We start from the raw sequence: 21,027 nt of genomic DNA, 5'->3' as shown, positions 1-21,027 counted from the left end.
GTTGCCATGGTCAGTGACCCTCCGGGCTGTCGGCGAAGGACGCCTGGTACTCGGCGAACTGGGCGCGCTCCTCGTCGACGAGGGCGTGCCCGTCGGCGTAGATGTTCTCGAAGATCGACATGGGGTCGGGGTCGGGCATGGCGCGCACGGCCTCGCGGACCCGCTTGCCGAGCGCCTCGCTCTCCGCCTCGACGCCGGCGAAGAAGGCCTCGTCGGCGATGCCGTCCTTCTCCAGGTAGCTGCGCAGCCGCAGGATCGGGTCCTTGTGCTCCCACTGCTCGCGCTCCTCGTCGAGGCGGTAGCGGGTGGGGTCGTCGGACGTGGTGTGGGCGCCCATGCGGTAGGTGAAGGCCTCGACGAGCATCGGGCCCTGGCCGGAACGGGCGTGCTCCAGGGCGGCACGGGTGACCGCGAGGACCGCGAGGACGTCGTTGCCGTCGACCCGCACGCCGGGGAAGCCGAAGCCGGCGGCGCGCTGGTAGATCGGGACGCGGCTCTGCTTCTCGGTGGGCTCGGAGATCGCCCACTGGTTGTTCTGGCAGAAGAAGACCACGGGGGCGTTGTAGACGGCGGCGAAGGTGAAGGCCTCCGCGACGTCGCCCTGGCTGGAGGCACCGTCGCCGAAGTAGGCGATGACGGCGGAGTCCGCGCCGTCCTTGCTGATGCCCATCGCGTAGCCGGTCGCGTGCAGCGTCTGGGAGCCGATCACGATCGTGTACAGGTGGAAGTTGTTCTCGTTCGGGTCCCAGCCGCCGTGGTTCACCCCGCGGAACATGCCGAGCAGGTTGACCGGGTCCACCCCGCGGCACCAGGCGACGCCGTGCTCGCGGTAGGTGGGGAAGACGTAGTCGTCCGGCCTGGTGGCCCGCCCGGAGCCGATCTGTGCGGCCTCCTGGCCCAGCAGCGACGCCCACAGACCCAGCTCGCCCTGCCGCTGCAGGGAGGTGGCCTCCGCGTCGAACCGGCGGGTCAGGACCATGTCCCGGTACAGACCGCGCAGCTCTTCGGGGCTCAGGTCGATGGAGTACTCACTGTGCTGGACGCGCTCGCCCTCGGGGGTCAGGAGCTGCACCAGCTCCGGCTCGCCCTCACGGCGCTTCGCTCCACCGCGCGTGCCCGTACGGGGCGTACGGGGCTTCGCGGCAGTGCTTTTCACGCTCACGCTTGCTCCTCCGTCTGTCCGGCCCCCGGGATCCGCCGGCGGCCAGTGCGGCTCCTGCCCGACTCGTCGCGGCGCACGGGGTGTGTGCGGCACGGCCGAGCCGGGAGTGTTGGTCGACCCGGCAGGCAGCCCTGCGAAGTGAACGTTACCCACACCTCCCGCTTTCGCGCGAAGGGTGTTCTACCTGCGGTTTTGTTTGGATTTCCTAGTAAATGGGCGTTCTCGCAGGCCACCGGGACAACGGCACGGTATCCCGAGGATCGATTCTTCGTAAGAGGTCGGCGCGGGTCGCGTGTGCAACGCTGAAGTTGTGACCGAAAAGTCGGTAATCACGGTTTTCCTACTGGACGACCACGAAGTCGTCCGGCGCGGGGTGCACGAGCTCCTCGCCGCCGAGGACGGGATCGAGGTCGTCGGCGAGGCCGGCACGGCCGCCGAGGCGCTGGCCCGGATCCCGGCCGTGCGGCCCGACGTGGCGGTGCTGGACGTCCGGCTGCCGGACGGCAGCGGCGTCGAGGTGTGCCGGGAGATCCGCTCCTCGCAGCCCGGCGTCGCGTGCCTGATGCTCACCTCCTACGCGGACGACGAGGCGCTCTTCGACGCGATCATGGCGGGCGCGTCGGGCTACGTGCTGAAGGACATCCGCGCCACCGACCTGGTCGGCGCCGTGCGCGACGTCGCCGCCGGCCGGTCACTGCTGGACCCGGTCGCCACCGCGCGCGTCCTGGAGCGCCTGCGCGGCGGCGGGGAACGCCAGGAGGGCCGCCTCGCCGACCTGACCGACCAGGAGAAGCGGATCCTCGACCTCATCGGCGAGGGCCTCACCAACCGGCAGATCGGCGACCGGCTGCACCTCGCGGAGAAGACGGTCAAGAACTACGTCTCCTCCCTGCTCGCCAAGCTCGGGATGCAGCGGCGCACCCAGGCCGCCGCCTACGTCGCCCGGCTGCGCAGCGGCGGCTCGTCGCGCCCGGACACGGGAGCGGGGGAGCGCCCGGGTCCGCCCGGATCCTGACGCTCCGGACGCCGGCCCCGGCGACCCACGTACCAGTCCGTATGCCGGACGCGGACTGCTGGTGCATACGTCTTGTATCTATGATGTGCGCATCATGACCCGGAGCCCCGTCGCGACCGCCGGCACCACCGCCGAGCCGGCCGCCAAGCAGCCGCCCGCCGCCGAGCGGGTCTACACGCACGTCAAACAGGCGGTCCTCGACCGCCGCTACGAGGGCGGCACCCTCCTGAGCGAGGGCGAGCTGGCCGAGGCCGTGGGCGTCTCGCGCACCCCGGTCCGCGAGGCACTGCTGCGCCTGGAGGCCGAGGGCCTGCTGAAGCTCTACCCGAAGAAGGGCGCCCTGGTGCTGCCGGTCTCCGCGCAGGAGATCGCGGACGTCGTGGAGACCCGGCTGCTCGTGGAGCGCCACGCGGTGATGAAGGTGGTGCCCGCCCCGCAGCGGCTGCTGACCCGCCTGGAGGAGCTGCTGGACGAGCAGCGCGGCCACGCCGCGACGGGCGACCTGGCCGCCTTCGCGGCGGCCGACCGCTGCTTCCACGCCGAGATCGTGCGCGCCGCGGGCAACCGCATCCTGGCCCATCTGTACGACCAGTTGAGGGATCGTCAGCTGCGTATGGGGGTGGCGACGATGCACGCGGAGCCGGGCCGGATCGCCAAGAACGTCGCCGAACACACCGAGATCCTCCACGCGTTGCGCGCGGGGGACGCCGCCCTGGCGGCCACGCTGGTCGAACGGCACGTCAGCTGGGTGAACCACCTGGCCAGGGGGGAGTGATGGCGACGAGCGCCACCCCGACCGGCGAACCGCCCGGCGGCACCAGGGCGGTCGCGGTCTGGAGCATCGGCACCCTCGTCTACACGGTCGCGGTCGTGCACCGCACCAGCCTCGGCGTCGCCGGGATCGACGCCGCGGAGCGCTTCCACATCGGCGCCTCGGCGCTGTCCACCTTCTCCATCCTGCAGGTGCTGGTCTACGCGGGCATGCAGATACCCGTGGGCCTGATGGTCGACCGCCTCGGCACCAAGAGGGTGCTGAGCATCGGCGTCGTCCTGTTCACCCTGGGCCAGCTCGGCTTCGCCCTCTCCCACACCTACGGCACGGCGCTGGCCGCCCGCGCGGTGCTGGGCTGCGGCGACGCCATGACCTTCGTGAGCGTGCTGCGGCTCGGCTCGCGCTGGTTCCCGGCCCGCCGCGGGCCGATGATCGCGCAGGGTGCCGCGCTGTTCGGCGTGGCGGGCAACCTGCTGAGCACCGTGCTGCTTGCGCGGCTGCTGCACTCCGCGGGCTGGACCCCCACCTTCGTCGGCACGGCGCTGGGCGGCGCGCTCGTCCTCGTCCTGGTGCTGGCCTTCATGAAGGACCACCCCGAGGGCTTCGAGCCGGCACCCGCGGAGCACCCCGGACGCGGTTACGTGAAGCGGCAGATCGCCGCCGCCTGGCGGGAGCCCGGCACCCGGCTGGGGATGTGGACGCACTTCACCACCCAGTTCTCCGGGATGGTCTTCCTGCTGCTGTGGGGCCTGCCGTACCTCGTCGAGGCCCAGGGACTGTCCCGCGAGACGGCCGGCGCCCTGCTGACGGTCGTCGTGATCGCCAACATGGTCTTCGGGATGCTCTTCGGGCAGATCATCGGCCGCCACCACGGTGCCCGGATGCCGCTCACCCTGGGCGTCGTCGGGGCGACCGCGGTGATGTGGGCGGTGGTCCTGGTCTGGCCCGCGGACCACGCCCCGCTGTGGCTGCTCGTGCTGCTCTGCGTCGTGCTGGGCACCTGCGGCCCGGCGTCGATGATCGGCTTCGACTTCGCGCGCCCGGCGAACCCGCCCGAGCGCTTCGGCACGGCCTCCGGAATCGTCAACATCGGCGGCTTCACCGCCTCGATGGCCGCGCTGCTGGCCATCGGCGTCCTGCTGGACGCCAGCGGCGGCGACTACCGGGTGGCGTGGAGCAGCGTCTTCGTCCTGCAGGCGCTGGGCCTGGTCCAGATCCTGCGGCTGCGCGGCCGGGCGGCGCGGCTGGAGCGGCAGCGCATCGCCGTCAGCCGCGTCGAGAGCGTCCACGTCCCCGCGGGGACATGAACGCTCCCCCCGGCGTCACTGTGTGACGGCGATGTTCGCCAGGATCGCGTCCGCCAGCGCCTGGTCGCCCTCGGTCTTCAGCCGGTACTCCACCGCGTGCGGGCGGGTACGGCCGCAGGTCAGCCGGACGAAGGTCTCCCAGTCCAGGGTCAGCGTGACCGCGGGGCCGAGCGAGACGCTGCCGTCGATCGTGCCCTGGCCCTCGGTGTCGACCCGGACCGTCCGCATGAACTCCAGCTCGCCGTGGACGTCGAACACCACGGCGGAACCCGCCGGGGCGCCCGCGCGCTCGGCGACCACCTTGGGCAGCTCGGAGAGGATGTGGTCCCGGGCGACGACAGCGCCCGGAGAGTCGAGGTTGCCGGGCTCGCCCAGCGCCCGGCGCAGGTCCTGCTCGTGCACCCACACATCGAAGACCCGCCACTTCAGCAGCCCCTCGAGGGTCATCTCCTTGCCCATGGGGCCGCGGACGGTGTCCTGCGCGCCACGGGTCTCGTTCCGCAGCTGCCGGGACCGGCGGATGATCGTGTAGTCGAGCTCGCCGACGACCTCGGGCGCGGTGTGGTGCCGCCGCTTGTCGACCGGCACCTCCACGTAACGGGCGTGCTCCGTGGTCATGTGCCGCAGGTCGCTGGGGAGCGTGTGGATCGGCCGGGGATCGCCGAGCAGCTCGCACTCGAACCCGATCACGTGCGACACGATGTCGCGCACGGACCAGTACGGGCACTCGGTCGGCCGGTTCCAGGCGCCCGCCGGAACGGGGCGGACCAACTCGGCTATGGATTCTATGGAGTGGGTCCAGGCGTCGATGTACGGCTGGATCTGGCTGTGGACGGTGCCGGTCACGGGACCCCTCGACGGTCGGGCGCGGTCGTGGTGTGCGCCTTAAATTACGCTGCGCAGTGACACCACGGGAGTGCTTTCGTGTGACGATCGTAGGCCCGCAAGAACATGCCGAACTCACGGGCGGTGGTACTGTGCGCGTTTCCCTGCTCCAGATCGACGTCGACCCCGGCGAAGCGGTGGACGCCCGGCGTGAACGGGTCGCGTCGCTCGTCCGCGGACAAGCCGGGTCGGACCTGGTCGTCCTGCCCGAACTGTGGCCGGTCGGCGCCTTCGCCGCCGATCTTTTCCAGCCAGAGGCCGAGCCGCTCCAGGGCCCCACCGCGCAGGTGATGAGCGCCGCCGCGCTCGACGCGGGCGTGTGGCTGCACGCGGGCTCGATCGTCGAGCGCGCCCCCGACGGCGCGCTGTACAACACCTCGCTGCTCTTCTCCCCCGACGGCGAACTGCGCGAGACCTACCGCAAGATCCACCGCTTCGGCTTCGACCAGGGCGAGGCCGTGCTCATGCACGGCGGCGACCGCGTCGTCACCACCGACGTCCAGGGCGTCCCCGTGGGCCTGGCCACCTGCTACGACCTGCGTTTCCCGGAACAGTTCCGGCTGCTCGTCGACGCGGGCGCCACCGTCGTCCTAATCCCGGCCGGCTGGCCCGCGCGGCGCCGCGAGCACTGGACCCTGCTGGCCCGGGCCCGCGCGATCGAGTCGCAGGCCTACGTGGTGGCCTGCGGCACCGCGGGCACCCACGCCGGGGTGGAGCTTGCCGGGCACAGCATCGTCGTCGACCCCTGGGGCGCCGTCCTCGCCGAGGCCGGACCGGGCGAGGAGGTCATCACCGCCGACCTCGACCCCGGCCTGGTGGCCAAGACCCGGGCGGACTTCCCGGTGCTGCGCGACCGCGTGCTGGGCCTGCCGGTGCCGGATTCGGCCGGTTGAGGCGGTATGGCCCCATCAGGGACCATCGGCCCCGGAGGTGGGGGCGGAGTGCTCTGCGCCTCCGGGGGGCCGGCCCGGCAAGGTGGTTCCCATGGAACTCGAGGGGCGCGCTGCGCTGGCGCTGCTGGGAAAGGTCCGGTACGGGCGGCTGGCGCTGACGCGGGGGGCCCTGCCGTACATCGCCGTGGCCCGGCACGTCGTCGCCGACGGCTCCGTGCTGATCCGCACCGACCGCTCATGGGGCGTGGACGGCACGGTGGTGTCCTACCAGGCGGACGACGTCGAAGCGGGCTGGGCCGTGCAGTTCCTCGGGACGGCACGCGCCTTCCATCCCTCGACGGCGCAACGGGCGCTCTTCGGCACAGATCGTCAAAACGATACAAGCCGGGAGCCGGGCCATGTGTACGTACGTCTCGACCCGCGAGTCCACCACCGGAATGATCTAGCATCTGCCTGGTGATCGGGAGTTCGGCAACGGCGCCGCCCTCCGCCGGGACACTGGACACCCTGCTGCGCCGATACACGGACGCCGGCGCCCCGCTGTCCTGCGAACCCGTTGCCCAGGGCCTACTGAACCGAGGATTCCGGCTGGCCACCACCAGTGGCCGCTACTTCCTCAAGCTGTACGTCGACGGCGCCACCGCCGACTCCGCCGTCATCGCCCGCCAGCACCGGGCGACCCAGCGGCTGGACGAGGTGGGCCTGCCCGTCGCCTCTCCGGTGCCCGACGCCGACGGCCGCACCGTCGCCGTGGTCGGCGGCCGCTGCTTCGCGCTCTACCCGTGGGTGGAGGGGCGGCACCGCGAGGGCGGCGAACTCACCACCGCCGACTCCCGCCGCCTGGGCGCGCTGCTCGGTCTCGTCCACACCACCCTGGCCCAGGTGCAGCCCGCCCCCGAGCCGGGCCGGCACGCCAGCGCCGACCCCGAACTGACCTACGCGCTGATCACCGCGCTGCTGCGGCGGGTGCGCGCCAGCGCACCGCGCGAGACCTTCGACGAACTGGCCGAGCACCGGCTGCTGGAGCGCCGCGCCCTGCTGGAACGTCACGCCCACCGCCGCCCGCCCGACGCGGCCGGCCCGGTGTCCGGCTGGGTGCACGGCGACTTCCACCCGCTCAACCTGCTCTACCGCGAGGACGAACCCGTCGCCATCGTCGACTGGGACCGGCTCGGCGTGCAGCCGCGCGCCGAGGAGGCGGTACGCGCCGCCGTGATCTTCTTCGTGCAGCCCGGCGGCGCCCTGGACCTCGACAAGATCCGCGCGTACGCCCGTGCCTACCGCGCCGCCGCGGGCGTGCCCGGGGACGAACTGGCCGCGGCCGTGCACCGGGTGTGGTGGGAACGGCTCAACGACTTCTGGATGCTGCGCTGGCGCTACGTCCTCGACGACCGCAGGACCGACCCCCTCTTCCCGGCCTCGTCCGCCCTGGTCGTCTGGTGGACCGCGGCGTACGAGGCCGTGCTGGAGGCCTTCACGGGCTGACCCGGCGGTCGGCGGCCGGTCAGCCGCCCGTGAGGCCGCCGTCCGCGCCCTCGGTGCCGGCCGTGCCGCCGGACACGTCCCCCGAGGTCCCCTCGGTGCCGCCGGTCTCGGACGCGGTCGGCGTCGGCGTGGGCGGCGCGGAGGTGGCCGGGGTGCTCGGCTTCTGCGTCGGCGTCACGGGGGCCGAGGGGGCCTGCGTGGTCGGCTGCGTGTAGGAGGGGCTCGGGCTGTACGAGGGCTGCTCCGAGACGCTGCCGCTGCTGTCCTGCGTACCGCCCGTGGAGTCGTCCTGGGTCGGCTGCGACGTCGGCTTCTCCGGCTGCGACCGCGTGGGCGTCACCTGCTCCGCCGGAGGCGTCTTGTCGCCGGTCTTGGAGACGGCGAAGTAGATGCCGAGCGCGACCGCGAGCACCGCCGCGATCACGAACAGCACGGGCTTCACCCACCGTCCGCCGCCGTGCGGGGGCCGTCCGTCGTCGTAGCCGTGGCCGCCGCCGTCACCGCCGGGCGGACCGAGCAGCAGGGGCGGCTGCAACTCCGCGGTGGTGTGCGGGTGGTGCTGCCCGTACTGCGGGGGGACGCCCATCGGCGCGGTCGGGGCGGCGTTCGCCACGGGCACGTAACCGGTGTTCCAGGTGCCCGTGTGACCGCCGCGCTCGCTCAGCATGGCCAGCGCGTACTGGACGACGCCGCGCATCTCCTCGGCGGTCTGGAAGCGGTCGTCCGGTTGCTTGGCCAGCGCGTGCAGCACCAGCCCGTCCAGCTCCGGCGGCACCCGGTCGCTGAGCTCGGAGGGCGGGCGCGGCTCGTCCTGGACGTGCTGGTAGACCACCGACAGCGGGGTCTCACCGGTGAACGGCGGCCGCAGCGCGAGGAGTTCGTAGAGCAGGCAGCCCGTGGCGTACAGGTCGGAGCGGGTGTCGACCGTCTTGCCGAGCGCCTGTTCCGGCGACAGGTACTGCGGGGTGCCCATGACCATGCCGGTCTGCGTCATCGTGGTCGAGGCGCCGTGCAGCGCCCGCGCGATGCCGAAGTCCATCACCTTCACCGCGCCGGTGTTGGTGATGATCACGTTCGCCGGCTTGATGTCCCGGTGGACGATGCCGTGCGCGTGGCTGTAGGCCAGCGCCTCCAGCACGCCCGAGACGATGATGAGCGCCTGGTCGACCGGCGGCGGCTCGTCGGAACCCACCAGCAGGTCGCGGATCGTGCGGCCCTCCACGAGTTCCATCACGATGTAGGGCACGGTGCCGCCCGGCGTGACGTCCTCGCCCGAGTCGTACACCGCCACCACCGCATGGTGGTTGAGCCCGGCGACCGACTGCGCCTCGCGCGTGAAGCGGGCCTTGGAGACCGGGTCCTCGGCGAGGTCGGAGCGGAGCAGCTTCACGGCCACCGTCCGCCCCAGGCGCACGTCCTCCGCCGCGAAGACCTCGGCCATGCCGCCGCGTCCGAGACGCCCGGTCAGCCGGTAGCGGCCGTCGCCCACCAGGCCTGCGGCGCCCCACAGCTCGGGCGAGTCGGGCACGCCCCGGCCGTCGGCAGAGGGCTCGTCAGGGCCCCCGGCGGCTGTCGTCTGTGCCATCAGTCCTCGCCGTCGATCGTCGCCGTACAGGGTCCTCCGGCGCACCACGCTACCGCGTTCCACGACGGACGCGCTCCCGTGGCACCCGTGCCCCCGATGAAGGGATTCATACGCATCCGGTGACGAACAGGTCAACGAACTTGACCTGTCCAGGCCGTCCGGCAGACTGGGCGGTCAGGATCGGGGCAACTGTCTTGTGCGTACGCGCGGTGCGCCCAGGGGGATCGTCAAGGGGACGGGTACGGATGAGCGGGGACGGCACGCGGGGCACTCATTCGGGGCGTTCGGTCGGTAACGGTCGCTACGTCCTCCGCGACCTGCTGGGACAGGGCGGCATGGCGGCCGTGCACCTGGGACACGACACGGTGCTGGACCGGCCGGTGGCCGTCAAGACGCTCCACACCGACCTCGGCAGGGAACAGTCGTTCCGCGAGCGGTTCCGGCGCGAGGCGCAGGCCGTCGCCAAGCTCAACCACACCAACATCGTCTCGGTCTTCGACTCCGGCGAGGACACCGTCGACGGCGCGCTCGTGCCGTACATCGTCATGGAGTACGTCGAGGGCAAGCCGCTGCGCGAGGTGCTCGACGAGGACATCGCGCAGTTCGGGGCCATGCCCACCGAGAAGGCCCTGAAGATCACCGCGGACGTGCTCGCGGCGCTCTCCGAGAGCCACAGCATGGGCCTGGTCCACCGCGACATCAAGCCGGGCAACGTGATGCTCACCAAGCGCGGCGTGGTGAAGGTGATGGACTTCGGCATCGCCCGCGCGATGCAGTCCGGCGTCTCGTCGATGACGCAGACCGGCATGGTGGTCGGCACCCCGCAGTACCTGTCGCCGGAACAGGCACTGGGACGCGGCGTGGACGAACGCTCCGACCTCTATTCGGTGGGCTGTCTGCTCTTCGAGCTGCTCACCGGACGGCTGCCCTTCGACGGCGACTCCCCGCTGTCCATCGCCTACCAGCACGTCCAGGAGCTCCCGCCGGCCCCGTCGGCGCTCAACCGGGCGGTGCAGCCGGGCGTCGACGCGCTCGTCGCGCGGGCCCTGAAGAAGAACCCCGCCGAGCGCTTCCCCACCGCCGACACCATGCGCGACGAGGCCGAGCGGGTCGCCGCGCCGGCGCGCGGCGCCGGCACCACACCGCTGATCATCGGCGGCGGGCCGCGCCCGCGCGGCCGCGGCGAGGAGGTCTCCTCCGCGGTCTTCCCGCCGGTGCAGGGGGACCTGCGCACCCCGCCGCCGAACGTGCAGACCCCGTACCAGGCCCCGGCCCCGGCTCCTTACCCGCGGCCCCAGCCGCAGCCGCAGCCGCAGCCGCAGCAGCGCTGGGGCACCGCAGCTCAGGGCGGTCCCGCGCACACCCCGCCGCCCGGCCCCGGCCCGGCCTACGGCTACCCGCAGAACGCCCCGCACGCGCAACACCAGACCCACCAGCCCCACCGGCAGGCCGTGCAGCAGCACGCCACCCCGCCCTACACGATGCGCCCGGGCACCCCGGCGGGCGGCGGCCGCAGGGGCGGCGGCGCCTCGACGGCGGTCGTCGCCATCGGCGCCACGGTCGCCGTGATCGCCGTGGTCGTGGTCGTCATCATCGCGATGTCGATGGGCGGCAAGGGCGACACCGGGGACACCGGCGGCACCCCCACCTACGACTCCCGGGGCAGCGCCTCCGCCACCGCACGCGAGGAGACCCCCTCGCAGCCGGCGGATGACGAACCCGCGCCGGGCGTCAGCCAGGCCGACCAGACCCGCACCATCGACGCCTCGCGCTGCACCGAGGCCACCAAGAGCTACCTGGGCGACGACCCGGACGCCGTGGTGATGCCGGACTTCTTCACCAAGTACGTCGACTCCGTCAAGTCCTGCATGGACGCGGCCGGTTGGAAGTACGAGGTCAAGTACCGCAACGAGCAGATCTACGGGAAGGGCGCGGTCGTCGACCAGAAGCCCAAGACCTACACGGCGTTCAAGCCGGAGAAGGACAAGATCACCCTGTGGGTCTCCACCGGCCAGGGCGGTTGACCCGCCCCGGGCGTGCCCTCACGGCGACGGCGGACGGGCGACGACGAACGGGCAACGACGGACGGCGGGTGACCCCACGGGTCCCCGCCGTCTGTACCTACGCGTACGTACCGTCCTGATGCCGACCGCTCACAGATAGGGGCCGGTGCGCGCCCCGCCCGGGGCGTGCCCCTCCTCGTCGCCCTCGTGGCCCACACCGGGCGGCAGCGCGCGGCGCATCTGCTCCAGCTGGGCGCGGGCGGCCATCTGCTGGGCGAACAGGGCGGTCTGGATGCCGTGGAAGAGGCCCTCCAGCCATCCCACCAGCTGTGCCTGGGCGATCCGCAGCTCGGCGTCGCTCGGCACGCCGTCCTCGGCGAAGGGCAGCGAGAGCCGCTCCAGCTCCTCGACGAGCTCGGGGGCGAGCCCCGCCTCCAGCTCCTTCACGGAGCTGTGGTGGATCTCCTTCAGGCGCGCCCGGCTCGCCTCGTCCAGCGGCGCCGCCTTGACCTCTTCCAGGAGCTGCTTGATCATGCTGCCGATCCGCATGACCTTCGCGGGCTGTTCGACCATCTCCGTCACGGGCACCTCGCGCTGCTCGTCGCCTTCTCCGGCGCGGCCGGCGTGTCCGCCGCCGCCGAGGGCCATCCCGTCCGGGCCGACGACCAGGACCTGCGGGCTCTCCTGCGACCGTTCGTTCATCGGCATCTCCATGCCGCCATTGTCGCGCACCGTCGCCCCTCCGGGATTTGTGCCCCCCGCCGCCCCGCGCTACCCCTCCCGCGCGGCACTCGTCCGCCTCGGCCAGGTCGGCCCGGTGCGCGACTCGGGCGCGGTGCGCCGCCGGTGGACGTGTGCCGGGGACCTGTGTGCGGGGGCGGGGGCAGGGGCGGACGCCATCAGCGGCCACGGCGCAGCCGCAGGCCGAGGAAGCCCAGGCCCAGCCCGATCAGCACCAGCCCCGCACCGAGCGGCAGCACCTCCAGCACCCGTCCCACGGGCACCTGGACGGCGGCCGGGCCCTGGTCCTGCGGTTCCTCGACGTGGACGGGGAGCGGCGCGGAGGGCCGGCCGCCGCCGTCGCCCGGGGTCGCGGGCGGCTCCGCCCGCCCCGGATGCCTGCGCCCCTCGCCGGCCTCGCTGCCGGCCGGCCCGGAGGACGCCGCCGGATGGGGCGGGGGCGGCGCGGCCGCGCCGGTGACCAGGAGGGCGACCCCGGTCACCGTCGCCGCCACGACCACCTTCCGCAACTCCATGCTTTCAGCGTCACACGGAGCGTCATGGGCGGCCAGTCGTGCCCACCGGGCCCGTACCGGCCGTCCGGCGGCGGCTCAGACCGTGAGCAGCACCTTGCCGACGTGGGTGCTGGCCTCGACCAGCCGGTGCGCCTGTGCCGCCTCGCTCATCGGGAGGGCGCAGTCCACCACCGGGCGCACCACTCCGGACTCCAGCAGCGGCCAGACGTGCTCCCGCACCGCCGCCACGATGGCCGCCTTCTCCTCCAGCGGCCGTCCGCGCAGTGACGTCGCGGTGATCGCGGCCCGCTTGGCCAGCATCTTGCCGAGGTCGAGCTCGCCCTTGACGCCGCCCTGGAGCCCGATGACGGCCAGCCTGCCGTTGACCGCGAGGGCGTCGACGTTCCGGCCCAGGTACTTCGCGCCCATGATGTCGAGGATGACGTCGGCGCCGCCGAACGCCTCCCGCACCTCGGCCGTGAAGTCCTGCTCGCGGTAGTTGATCCCGAGGTCCGCGCCCAGCTCGCGGCACTTCGCGAGCTTGTCCTCGCTGCCCGCGGTGACCGCGACCTTGGCGCCGACCGCCTTGGCCAGCTGGATCGCCATGGTGCCGATGCCGCTGGAACCGCCGTGGACCAGCAGCGTCTCGCCGGGGCGCAGGTGGGCGACCATGAAGACGTTGGACCAGACGGTGCACACGACCTCGGGCAGGGCCGCGGCCTCGACGAGCCCCACGCCCTTGGGCACCGGCAGCAGCTGCCCGGCGGGGACGGCGACCTTCCCGGCGTAGCCGCCGCCCGCGAGCAGCGCGCACACCTCCTCGCCCACGGTCCAGCCGCTCACCCCCGGGCCGAGGGCGGCGACGCGGCCCGAGCACTCCAGGCCCGGGTAGGGAGACGCGCCGGGTGGCGGGTCGTAGAAGCCCTGCCGCTGCAGCAGGTCGGCACGGTTGACGGCGGTCGCGGCGACCTCGACCAGCACCTCGCCCTCGGCGGGTACGGGATCGGGGACCTCGGCCCAGACGAGCGCGTCCGGGCCGCCGGGTTCGGGGATGGTGATCGCATGCATGGGGCCGACGCTACCCCTGCGGGACGTGCGACGGGTCGTCCTGACTCGTCCTGTGGATGACGATGAGCCGATCGGTCAACTGCAGGGGGCTCGCCTCGGGGTTGTCGTGGTCGAGCATCCGGTGGCCGCGTTTGACGACCACCACCAGGTCGGCGACCTCCCGCGGCTCGAGCCCGGCCTCGGCCTTGGTGACGGGACGCTCGATCAGGTCCAGTCCGCTGCCGTAGGTGATCAGCTCCTCCATCACCTCGCCGGCGCTCGGGCTGAGCATCGACATCCCGAGCAGCCGGCCCGCCGCGCCGGAGCTGGTGACGACGGCGTTGGCGCCGGACTGGCGGAGCAGCGGGGCGTTCTCCTCCTCGCGCACGGACGCGACGATGTTGATCCGCTTGCTCAGCTGGCGGGCCGTGAGCGCCACCAGGACGGCGGTGTCGTCCCGCTGCGCGGCGATGATCAGCTCCTTGGCCCGCTGGATCTCCGCGCGCAGCAGGACGGCGTTGCGGGTCGCGTCCCCGGTGACGCCCGCGAACCCGGCGGCGACCGCGGACTCCACCGCCTTGGGGTCGGGGTCGACCACCACGATCTGCTGGGCGGGCACGCCGTGCCCGGTCAGCGTCCTGGCCGCGGAACGGCCCTTGGTGCCGTATCCGACGATGACGGTGTGGTCGCGCACGGTGGACCTCCAGCGCTGCTGCCGGTACTGCTCGCGGGTGCGCTCGGTGAGCACCTCGAGAGTGGTGCCGACGAGGATGATCAGGAAGAGCACGCGCAGCGGCGTCACCAGGAGCACATTGGTCAGCCGCGCGCTCGCGCTGTACGGGACGACGTCGCCGTAACCGGTGGTGGAGAGGGTGACGGTGGCGTAGTAGACGCAGTCCAGCAGCGACATCGAACCGCCGGCGTTGTCGTGGTAGCCGCCCCGGTCCAGGTACACGATCAGCACGGTGAGCACCAGGACGAACAGCGCCATCAGCAGCCGCCGGACGACCTGGCGCAGCGGGCCGACGGCGCTCTTGTGGGGCAGGTGGACGACGTCGCCGTCCGCCCACCCGGTGGTGCGTCCGCGGCCCGCGTCCCTCACAGCCGCCCCCAGCCCGTCTCCAGGACGGCCGTACGGTCGCCCTTGACGGATCCGCCGGGCGGGATGACGGCCATGCCGTCGGCCGTCGCGATGCCGCGCAGCATGGCAGGACCGCTGAAGTGCAGCGGGGCCGCCTGCGACTCCTCGTCGACGACCACCGGCACCAGGCGGGTGTCGGTGGGGTGGCCGTGCACGTCGCCGCTGAGCCGCGCCTCGTACGCCACCGGGGCCGGGCGGCCCGCGAGCGTGCGCAGCAGGGGGACGGCCAGGGTCAGCACCCCGGAGACCGCCGCGAGCGGGTTGCCCGGCAGGCCCACCAGGCGGCCACCACCGGGCAGTTCGGCCAGCAGCATGGGGTGACCGGGGCGGACCGCGACGCCGTCGACGAGCAACCGCGCGCCGATGCGCGCCAGCACGGGGTGGACGAAGTCCACCGGGCCGCCCGCCGTGCCGCCGGTGGTGACGACGAGATCGGCGGTGGACGCGGTGACGGCGTCCTGCAGCAGGCCGGCGTCGTCCTTCAGCCGCCGCGCGCGGACCGTGCCGGCCCCGAGGGCGGTGAGCCATGCGGGCAGCAGCGGGCCGAGCGCGTCCCGCACCCGGCCGCCGCCGGGGGCTCCGGCGTCCAGCAACTCGTCCCCCAGGACGAGGACCTCCACCGAGGGCCGCGCGGTGACGGTCAGTTCGTCGTAGCCCGCCGCCGCGGCCAGGCCGAGCACCGCGGGCGTGACCAGCACGCCGGCCGTCAGCAACTCGTCGCCGCCACGGCACTCCTGGCCGCGGGGCCGCACGTCCTGCCCGGGCTCGGGGCCGCCCCGCGTGGCGTGCAGGTGCCCGTCGGCGGTGACGCGTCCGTGCTCCCGGCGCAGCACCGCCGTCGTGCCGGGGGGCAGTGCGGCCCCGGTGGCGATGACGGTCGCGTGGCCGTCGAGCAGCGGGACCGCGGAACGCTGCCCGGCCAGGACGCTGCCTTCCGTGCGCCACGGGCCGGGACCCGCGACGGCCCAGCCGTCCATCGCGGAGGTGTCGAAGGCGGGCAGGTCCGTGAGCGCGGTCAGCGGCTCGGCCAGCGCGTGCCCCAGCGCGGCGCCGAGCGGCACGGACAGCCGTCCCAGCGGTCCCGCGGCGGAGCCTGCGATGCGCCGCGCCCGCGGCCACGGCAGGTCGTGGTGCCCGCCGTGGGCGCCGGCCCGGGTCCCGCCGTGCGTCCCGCCCTGGGTCCCGTGGGGACGGGGGAGGGGCGACCGGGAACCGTCGGGGGCGGTGCCGCCGGAGGGTGGCTGCACGGGGTCGTGCCGGCCGGCGGCCCGTCCGTTGGCCAGGGCGAGCGCCGCGGCCAACTCGTCGTCGGCGGCGTCCCCGGCACCGGTGTCGCGGGCACCGCCCGCCGCACCCGGCAGGTTCATGCGCCCGGGTCCCCGCTCTCCGCTTCCTTCGCCCACCGCTCGGCCAGCGCGGCGGCGCGCCTGACGGCCTCGGCGACGGCCTGCTCGCCGCCGCCCGCCGTGGCCGCCGCGTAGCCCACCAGGAAGGTGGTCAGCGGCGCGGCGGGGCGGTCGACGCCGTGCGCGGCGTCCCGGGCGAGATCGAGGAGCATACGGATGTCGACGTCGAGGTCGATGCCGAGTTCGGCCTTGGCTGCGGTGATCCATTCATCCAACACGCCCCCATGCTCCCTGATGCGGGCCCGGGCTGTGGAGAGGTCGTCCCAGGTGTCGCAGTCGAAGGAGGCCTGCCCGGTGGGGTCGGGCAGCCTCCGCAGGGCCAGTTCACCGGTGAGCAGACGCAACGGCAGCCCGGTGAGGGTCCCGTGCTCGGCGGCGATCAGCGCCAGGTGCTGGCGCAGCGCCTCCGTGCGGTAGGCGGCCGCCAGCGTCTGGTCACGGCCGTCGGGGTCGGTGAGCACGACCCCGTCCTCGCCCTGCCCGCCCCGCAGTGCGGCGAGCAGCGCGCCCACCGTCGTACGGGAGAGGAACGGCAGGTCGGCGGCGAGCACCAGCACGACGTCCGCGGTGACCTCGCGCAGCCCGGCGGAGAGCGCGGGCAGCGGGCCCCCGCCCGGTGGTTCCTCGCGGGCCCAGGCCACCGGGCGGACGGTGGGGCGGCGCGGGCCGACGACCACCGTGGTGGCCGCGCCCGCGCACGCGTCCAGGACACGGTCGATCAGCGCGCGCCCGGCGACCGGCAGCCCCGGCTTGTCGGCCCCGCCGAGGCGCCTGGCGGCGCCACCGGCGAGGACGACCGCGTCGTAGGGCTGCTCGTGCGGCGAACGCGGCGAACGCGGCGAAGGCGGCGAGAGGTGGTCACGCGGCTCACCTGGCTCCGGAGTCATGCCCGGAGTATCGCCCACCGTGACGCGTTCACACCGCCCGGAGCAACACCGCCGGTTGTTCCACGCAGTCCGCGACGAAGCGGAGGAAGCCGCCCGCCGTGCCACCGTCGCACACCCGGTGGTCGAAGGTGAACGACAGCTGGACCACCTGACGCACCGCCAGCTCGCCCTGGTGCACCCACGGCTTGGGGGTGATCCGGCCGACGCCGAGCATCGCGGCCTCGGGGTGGTTGATGATCGGCGTGGATCCGTCGACACCGAACACGCCGTAGTTGTTCAGCGTGAAGGTGCCACCGGTCAGCTGGGCCGGGGTCAGGCCACCGGAGCGGGCCGCCTCGGTGAGCCGGCCGATCTCCGCCGACAGCTCCTCGGTGCTGCGCCGGTGGGCGTCCCGGACGACCGGCACGACCAGACCGCGATCGGTCTGCGCCGCGAAGCCGATGTGCACCTCCGGCAGCACGACGATCTCGCCGCGCCCGGTGTCCACCGTGGAGTTGAGCTCCGGGTAGCGGGCGAGGGCCGCCGCGCAGATCCGCGCGAACAGCGCGAGCACCGAGACCTTGGGACCTCCCGCGGCGTTCATCGCCGCCCGTGCCGCGAGCAGCTCCGTCGCGTCGGCGTCCACCCAGCAGGTGGCGTCGGGGATCTCCCGCCTGCTGCGGCCCAGCTTCTCGGCCACGGCGCCGCGGATGCCGCGCAGCGGGATGCGGGTGCCCTCGGCGGCGGGGGCCGCGGCGGCGGCCACGGTGACCGGCGCCGCGGACCCGGTCGTGATGGCCCGCTCCACGTCGGAACGCAGGATCAGCCCGTCGGGGCCGGAGCCCGTCAGCGCGCGCAGATCGAGGCCGTGCTCACGGGCCCTGCGCCGCACCAGGGGGGAGATGACGGCGACGGGACCCTCGTGCCCGACCGGCGCGGCGACCGCGGCCACCGGGACCGGGACGGGCACCGGGGCCGGGGCGGCGGCAGCCGGCGCGGGGCGCACCCGGCGGCGCCGGGCCGCGGGGCCGCTGGTGCCGTAGCCGACCAGCACGTTGCCGGATCCGGAGTCGCCGTCGGCCGAGGCGGTCGGGGCGGCGGGTGCGGGCGCGCCGACGGCGTGCCCGTCGGGGGAGCCGACCGCGACCGTCAGCAGCGGCCGTCCGACGTCGAGGGTCTGACCCTCCTCGCCGAAGCGCGCGGTGACCACGCCGCCGTAGGGGCAGGGCACCTCGACCACGGCCTTGGCCGTCTCGACCTCGACAACCGGCTGGTCGATGGCGACGACGTCGCCGACCTGCACCAACCAGCGCACGATCTCGGCCTCGGTCAGCCCCTCACCCAGGTCGGGGAGGGCGAACTCGCGGACGACGGCCATCACGCCTCCTCCCACTGCAGGCGCCCGACCGCGTCGAGGATGCGGTCGACGCCGGGCAGGTGGTGCCGCTCCAGCATCGGCGGCGGGTAGGGGATGTCGAAGCCGGCGACCCGCAGGACCGGGGCCTCCAGGTGGTGGAAGCAGCGCTCGCTCACCCGGGCGGCGATCTCGGCGCCCACACCGCCGAAGCCCGAGGACTCGTGGACGACGACCGCGCGGCCGGTACGGCGCACCGACGCGGTGACCGTCTCGTCGTCGAAGGGCACCAGGCCGCGCAGGTCGACGACCTCCAGGTCCCAGCCTTCCTGCACCGCGGCCTCGGCCGCCTCCAGGCAGACCGTGAGCGACGGGCCGTAGGTGATGAGCGTCGCGGAGCGGCCGCTGCGGCGGACGACGGCCCGTCCGATGGGGGCCACCTCCTCCGGCGCGTCCGCCGACCAGTCGGCCTTGGACCAGTACAGCCGCTTCGGCTCGAGGAAGATCACCGGGTCGTCGGAGGCGATCGAGGCCCTCAGCAGCCCGTAGGCGTCCGCCACCGTGGCGGGGGTGACGACGTGCAGACCGGGGGTGTGCGCGTAGTACGCCTCGGAGGCGTCGCTGTGGTGCTCGACGCCGCCGATGCCGCCGCCGTACGGCACCCGGATGGTCAGCGGCAGCGGCATGGTGCCGCGCGTACGGTTGCGCATCTTGGCGACATGGCTGACGAGCTGCTCGAACGCCGGGTACGCGAAGGCGTCGAACTGCATCTCGACCACGGGGCGCATGCCGTACATCGCCATGCCCACGGCCGTGCCGAGGATGCCGGCCTCGGCGAGCGGGGTGTCGGTGCAGCGGCTGTCGCCGAACTCCTTGGCGAGGCCGTCGGTGATCCGGAAGACCCCGCCGAGGGTGCCGATGTCCTCACCGAAGAGGTGGACCGACGGGTCCTCGGCGAGGGAGTCGCGCAGCGCGCGGTTGAGCGCCTGGGCCATGGTGGCCGGCTTGCGTCCGGTGGCGACGGGGGTCGTGGTGGTGGCGGTGCTCATGACTGTGCCTCGGCCTCCAGCTCGGCCCTCAGCATCGCGGCCTGCTCGCGCAGCTGCGGGGTGGGCTCGGCGTAGACGTGTGCGAACAGGTCCATCGGGTCGAGGACCGGGTCCTCGTTCATCCGTTCGCGCAGTGCGGCGGCCATCCGCTCCGCGTCCTCCTCGGTGGCGCGGACCATCTCGTCGTCGAGCAGGTCGCGCTCGCGCAGGGCGCGCTCGAGCACGGCGATCGGGTCGTGCTCGCGCCAGGCCTCGACCTCGGCGTCCTCCCGGTAGCGGGTGGCGTCGTCGGCGTTGGTGTGGGCGTCCATGCGGTAGGTGATCGCCTCCACCAGGGTCGGGCCACCGCCCTCGCGGGCGCGGGCCACGGCCTCGGCGAGCACGGCGTGGACGGCCGCGATGTCGTTGCCGTCGACGAGCCGCCCGGGCATCCCGTAGCCGACGGCCTTGTGGGCCAGCGACGGGGCGGCGGTCTGCTTGGCGAGCGGCACCGAGATGGCGAAGCCGTTGTTCTGCACGAGGAAGACGACGGGGGAGTGCCACACGGCGGCGAAGTTCAGCGCCTCGTGGAAGTCGCCCTCGCTGGTGCCTCCGTCGCCGACCATGGCCAGGGCGACGACGTCGTCGCCCTTGAGCCGGGCCGCGTGCGCGAGGCCCACGGCGTGCGGCAGCTGGGTGGCCAGCGGCGTGCTGAGCGGGGCGACCCGGTGCTCGCGCGGGTCGTAGCCGGTGTGCCAGTCACCGCGCAGCAGCGTCAGCGCCTCGACGGGGTCGACGCCGCGGGCGACGGCGGCCAGGGTGTCGCGATAGCTCGGGAACAGCCAGTCCTGGGGCTCCAGGGCGAGTGCCGCGGCGACCTCGCACGCCTCCTGACCGGTGCTGGAGGGGTAGACGGCCAGCCTGCCCTGCTTGGTGAGCGCGGTGGCCTGCCGGTTGTAACGGCGGCCGCGCACCAGCTGTCCGTACATCGTGGTCAGCAGTCCGGCGTCGAGCGCGCCTGCCTCGGGGGTGCCGAGCAGTCGGTACGGCTCAGGGTCGGGCAGCAGCGGCGCCGGGTCGGTGCGGGGTTGCCAGACGTGCTGGTCCAGGACGGTCATCGCGAGCACCTCCTCGTGGGCGTGTTCGGTGGGGGGAGCGGGTATCGCTCCCCTACCGATTGTTCGGTCGCCGGAGGCATTTTGGCTACAGGTGTGTCCCGCCTGTGGACAAACGGTTCTCCACACCCTGAGATGGAGCCAGTACGTCCATGCTAGGGAGGCTCGGGGGCGTGACGGATTCCCAAATTTCTCGGGGCGGCGCCCCGGGACCGCAGGCAGCGGCGCCGGACACCGGTCCGGCGGCGGTGCGTCCGCTGGACGCCATCGACCGCGCGATCCTGCGCTACCTGCAGGAGGACGGGCGGGCGTCCATACGATCGGTGGCCGAGCACGTCCACGTGTCCCGCGCCAACGCCTACGCCCGGATCAACCGCCTCATCGAGGACGGGGTCATCCGCGGCTTCACGGCCCGGGTCGACCACGAACGCGCAGGTCACGGCGCATCCGCCTACATCACCTTGAAGATCGTGCAGAACTCCTGGCGCACCGTGCGGGAGAAGCTGCTGGAGCTGCCGGGGGTGGCGCACATCGCCCTGGTGAGCGGGGACTTCGACGTGCTGCTGCTCGTCCACACCCCCGACAACCGCAGCCTGCGCGAACTGGTGCTCACCCGCATCCAGGCGGTGCCCGAGGTGCTCAGCAGCCGTACGCTGCTGGTCTTCGAGGAGACCGACCGGGTGCTGACCGACTGACCCACCGGCACCGCCCACCGGCACCGCCCGCGG

20 protein-coding genes are annotated in these 21,027 nt (G+C 73.5%); 8 read left to right on the top strand and 12 right to left on the bottom strand.

Going from position 1 to position 21,027, the window contains the following annotated elements:
* Nucleotides 1–10: 10 nt before the first annotated feature.
* Nucleotides 11–1,162 (bottom strand): pyruvate dehydrogenase (acetyl-transferring) E1 component subunit alpha, encoded by a 1,152-nt coding sequence (gene pdhA, locus ACFV3E_RS03775; RefSeq protein ID WP_500533189.1) that lies wholly within the window; start codon nucleotides 1,160–1,162, stop codon nucleotides 11–13.
* Between the two features lie 310 nt (nucleotides 1,163–1,472).
* On the opposite strand from pdhA (ACFV3E_RS03775), the gene ACFV3E_RS03770 reads away from it, so the two are divergent.
* The 3 genes from ACFV3E_RS03770 (at nucleotide 1,473) to ACFV3E_RS03760 (ending at nucleotide 4,256) form a co-directional block, all read left to right on the top strand.
* The gene (locus ACFV3E_RS03770) at nucleotides 1,473–2,177 is read left to right on the top strand and encodes a response regulator (protein WP_500533188.1); all 705 of its coding nucleotides are present in this window, start codon (nucleotides 1,473–1,475) and stop codon (nucleotides 2,175–2,177) included.
* A gap of 94 nt (nucleotides 2,178–2,271) precedes the next feature.
* Nucleotides 2,272–2,952, top strand: coding sequence for a GntR family transcriptional regulator (locus ACFV3E_RS03765; RefSeq protein ID WP_500533187.1), 681 nt, complete (start codon nucleotides 2,272–2,274; stop codon nucleotides 2,950–2,952).
* On the top strand, nucleotides 2,952–4,256 hold the full coding sequence (locus tag ACFV3E_RS03760) for an MFS transporter (RefSeq protein ID WP_500533186.1): 1,305 nt from the start codon (nucleotides 2,952–2,954) through the stop codon (nucleotides 4,254–4,256). Before ACFV3E_RS03765 ends, ACFV3E_RS03760 begins: the two co-directional genes overlap by 1 nt.
* Before the next feature lie 15 nt (nucleotides 4,257–4,271).
* Here the strand turns inward: ACFV3E_RS03760 and ACFV3E_RS03755 are convergent, their stop codons facing one another.
* Nucleotides 4,272–5,102: a maleylpyruvate isomerase family mycothiol-dependent enzyme gene (locus ACFV3E_RS03755; RefSeq protein ID WP_500533185.1), complete on the bottom strand. Its 831-nt coding sequence runs from the start codon at nucleotides 5,100–5,102 to the stop codon at nucleotides 4,272–4,274.
* 131 nt (nucleotides 5,103–5,233) lie between these two features.
* On the opposite strand from ACFV3E_RS03755, the gene ACFV3E_RS03750 reads away from it, so the two are divergent.
* The 3 genes from ACFV3E_RS03750 (at nucleotide 5,234) to ACFV3E_RS03740 (ending at nucleotide 7,519) form a co-directional block, all read left to right on the top strand.
* Nucleotides 5,234–6,034, top strand: a complete 801-nt coding sequence (locus ACFV3E_RS03750) for a carbon-nitrogen family hydrolase (protein WP_500533184.1) — start codon at nucleotides 5,234–5,236, stop codon at nucleotides 6,032–6,034.
* A 91-nt stretch (nucleotides 6,035–6,125) separates the two neighbouring features.
* Nucleotides 6,126–6,494, top strand: a complete 369-nt coding sequence (locus ACFV3E_RS03745; RefSeq protein WP_500533183.1) for a pyridoxamine 5'-phosphate oxidase family protein — start codon at nucleotides 6,126–6,128, stop codon at nucleotides 6,492–6,494.
* Entirely contained in the window at nucleotides 6,491–7,519 is a 1,029-nt protein-coding gene (locus tag ACFV3E_RS03740; RefSeq protein ID WP_500368053.1) for a phosphotransferase, read from the top strand. Before ACFV3E_RS03745 ends, ACFV3E_RS03740 begins: the two co-directional genes overlap by 4 nt.
* Before the next feature lie 19 nt (nucleotides 7,520–7,538).
* Here the strand turns inward: ACFV3E_RS03740 and ACFV3E_RS03735 are convergent, their stop codons facing one another.
* On the bottom strand, nucleotides 7,539–9,104 hold the full coding sequence (locus tag ACFV3E_RS03735; protein WP_500533182.1) for a protein kinase domain-containing protein: 1,566 nt from the start codon (nucleotides 9,102–9,104) through the stop codon (nucleotides 7,539–7,541).
* A gap of 245 nt (nucleotides 9,105–9,349) precedes the next feature.
* Between ACFV3E_RS03735 and ACFV3E_RS03730 the strand changes: the two genes are divergently transcribed.
* Entirely contained in the window at nucleotides 9,350–11,128 is a 1,779-nt protein-coding gene (locus ACFV3E_RS03730; RefSeq protein ID WP_500533181.1) for a Stk1 family PASTA domain-containing Ser/Thr kinase, read from the top strand.
* Nucleotides 11,129–11,257: 129 nt separating this feature from the next.
* On the opposite strand, the gene ACFV3E_RS03725 is transcribed toward ACFV3E_RS03730, so the two are convergent.
* The 9 genes from ACFV3E_RS03725 to pdhA (ACFV3E_RS03685) all read right to left on the bottom strand — a co-directional run bounded on the left by ACFV3E_RS03725 (nucleotide 11,258) and on the right by pdhA (ACFV3E_RS03685) (nucleotide 20,302).
* Nucleotides 11,258–11,821: a bacterial proteasome activator family protein gene (locus ACFV3E_RS03725; RefSeq protein ID WP_499512839.1), complete on the bottom strand. Its 564-nt coding sequence runs from the start codon at nucleotides 11,819–11,821 to the stop codon at nucleotides 11,258–11,260.
* Nucleotides 11,822–12,006: 185 nt separating this feature from the next.
* Complete coding sequence (locus tag ACFV3E_RS03720) at nucleotides 12,007–12,363, bottom strand: hypothetical protein (RefSeq protein ID WP_500368047.1); 357 nt, start codon at nucleotides 12,361–12,363, stop codon at nucleotides 12,007–12,009.
* A 75-nt stretch (nucleotides 12,364–12,438) separates the two neighbouring features.
* Complete coding sequence (locus tag ACFV3E_RS03715) at nucleotides 12,439–13,410, bottom strand: NAD(P)H-quinone oxidoreductase (RefSeq protein ID WP_500533180.1); 972 nt, start codon at nucleotides 13,408–13,410, stop codon at nucleotides 12,439–12,441.
* Nucleotides 13,411–13,420: 10 nt separating this feature from the next.
* On the bottom strand, nucleotides 13,421–14,491 hold the full coding sequence (locus ACFV3E_RS03710; RefSeq protein WP_500533179.1) for a potassium channel family protein: 1,071 nt from the start codon (nucleotides 14,489–14,491) through the stop codon (nucleotides 13,421–13,423).
* Nucleotides 14,488–15,897 (bottom strand): molybdopterin molybdotransferase MoeA, encoded by a 1,410-nt coding sequence (locus tag ACFV3E_RS03705; RefSeq protein ID WP_500533178.1) that lies wholly within the window; start codon nucleotides 15,895–15,897, stop codon nucleotides 14,488–14,490. Before ACFV3E_RS03705 ends, ACFV3E_RS03710 begins: the two co-directional genes overlap by 4 nt.
* Nucleotides 15,894–16,823 (bottom strand): NTP transferase domain-containing protein, encoded by a 930-nt coding sequence (locus ACFV3E_RS03700; protein ID WP_500533177.1) that lies wholly within the window; start codon nucleotides 16,821–16,823, stop codon nucleotides 15,894–15,896. The genes ACFV3E_RS03705 and ACFV3E_RS03700 overlap by 4 nt, the downstream gene beginning before the upstream one ends.
* A gap of 28 nt (nucleotides 16,824–16,851) precedes the next feature.
* Complete coding sequence (locus ACFV3E_RS03695; protein ID WP_500533175.1) at nucleotides 16,852–18,180, bottom strand: dihydrolipoamide acetyltransferase family protein; 1,329 nt, start codon at nucleotides 18,178–18,180, stop codon at nucleotides 16,852–16,854.
* A complete protein-coding gene (locus ACFV3E_RS03690) occupies nucleotides 18,180–19,205 on the bottom strand; it encodes an alpha-ketoacid dehydrogenase subunit beta (RefSeq protein ID WP_500533174.1) in 1,026 nt (341 codons plus the stop codon). The genes ACFV3E_RS03695 and ACFV3E_RS03690 overlap by 1 nt, the downstream gene beginning before the upstream one ends.
* On the bottom strand, nucleotides 19,202–20,302 hold the full coding sequence (gene pdhA / locus ACFV3E_RS03685; RefSeq protein ID WP_500533172.1) for a pyruvate dehydrogenase (acetyl-transferring) E1 component subunit alpha: 1,101 nt from the start codon (nucleotides 20,300–20,302) through the stop codon (nucleotides 19,202–19,204). The genes ACFV3E_RS03690 and pdhA (ACFV3E_RS03685) overlap by 4 nt, the downstream gene beginning before the upstream one ends.
* 149 nt (nucleotides 20,303–20,451) lie before the next feature.
* Here pdhA (ACFV3E_RS03685) and ACFV3E_RS03680 point away from each other — a divergent pair, with 149 nt between their 5' ends.
* The gene (locus tag ACFV3E_RS03680; RefSeq protein WP_078619887.1) at nucleotides 20,452–20,994 is read left to right on the top strand and encodes an Lrp/AsnC family transcriptional regulator; all 543 of its coding nucleotides are present in this window, start codon (nucleotides 20,452–20,454) and stop codon (nucleotides 20,992–20,994) included.
* Nucleotides 20,995–21,027 lie beyond the last annotated feature (33 nt).

This window comes from Streptomyces sp. NPDC059718 (assembly GCF_042733315.1).
In the GTDB taxonomy this organism is placed as follows: domain Bacteria; phylum Actinomycetota; class Actinomycetes; order Streptomycetales; family Streptomycetaceae; genus Actinacidiphila.
Note: the sequence above shows the minus strand (reverse complement) of the source record. Positions and strands in the feature narration are given on the sequence as shown.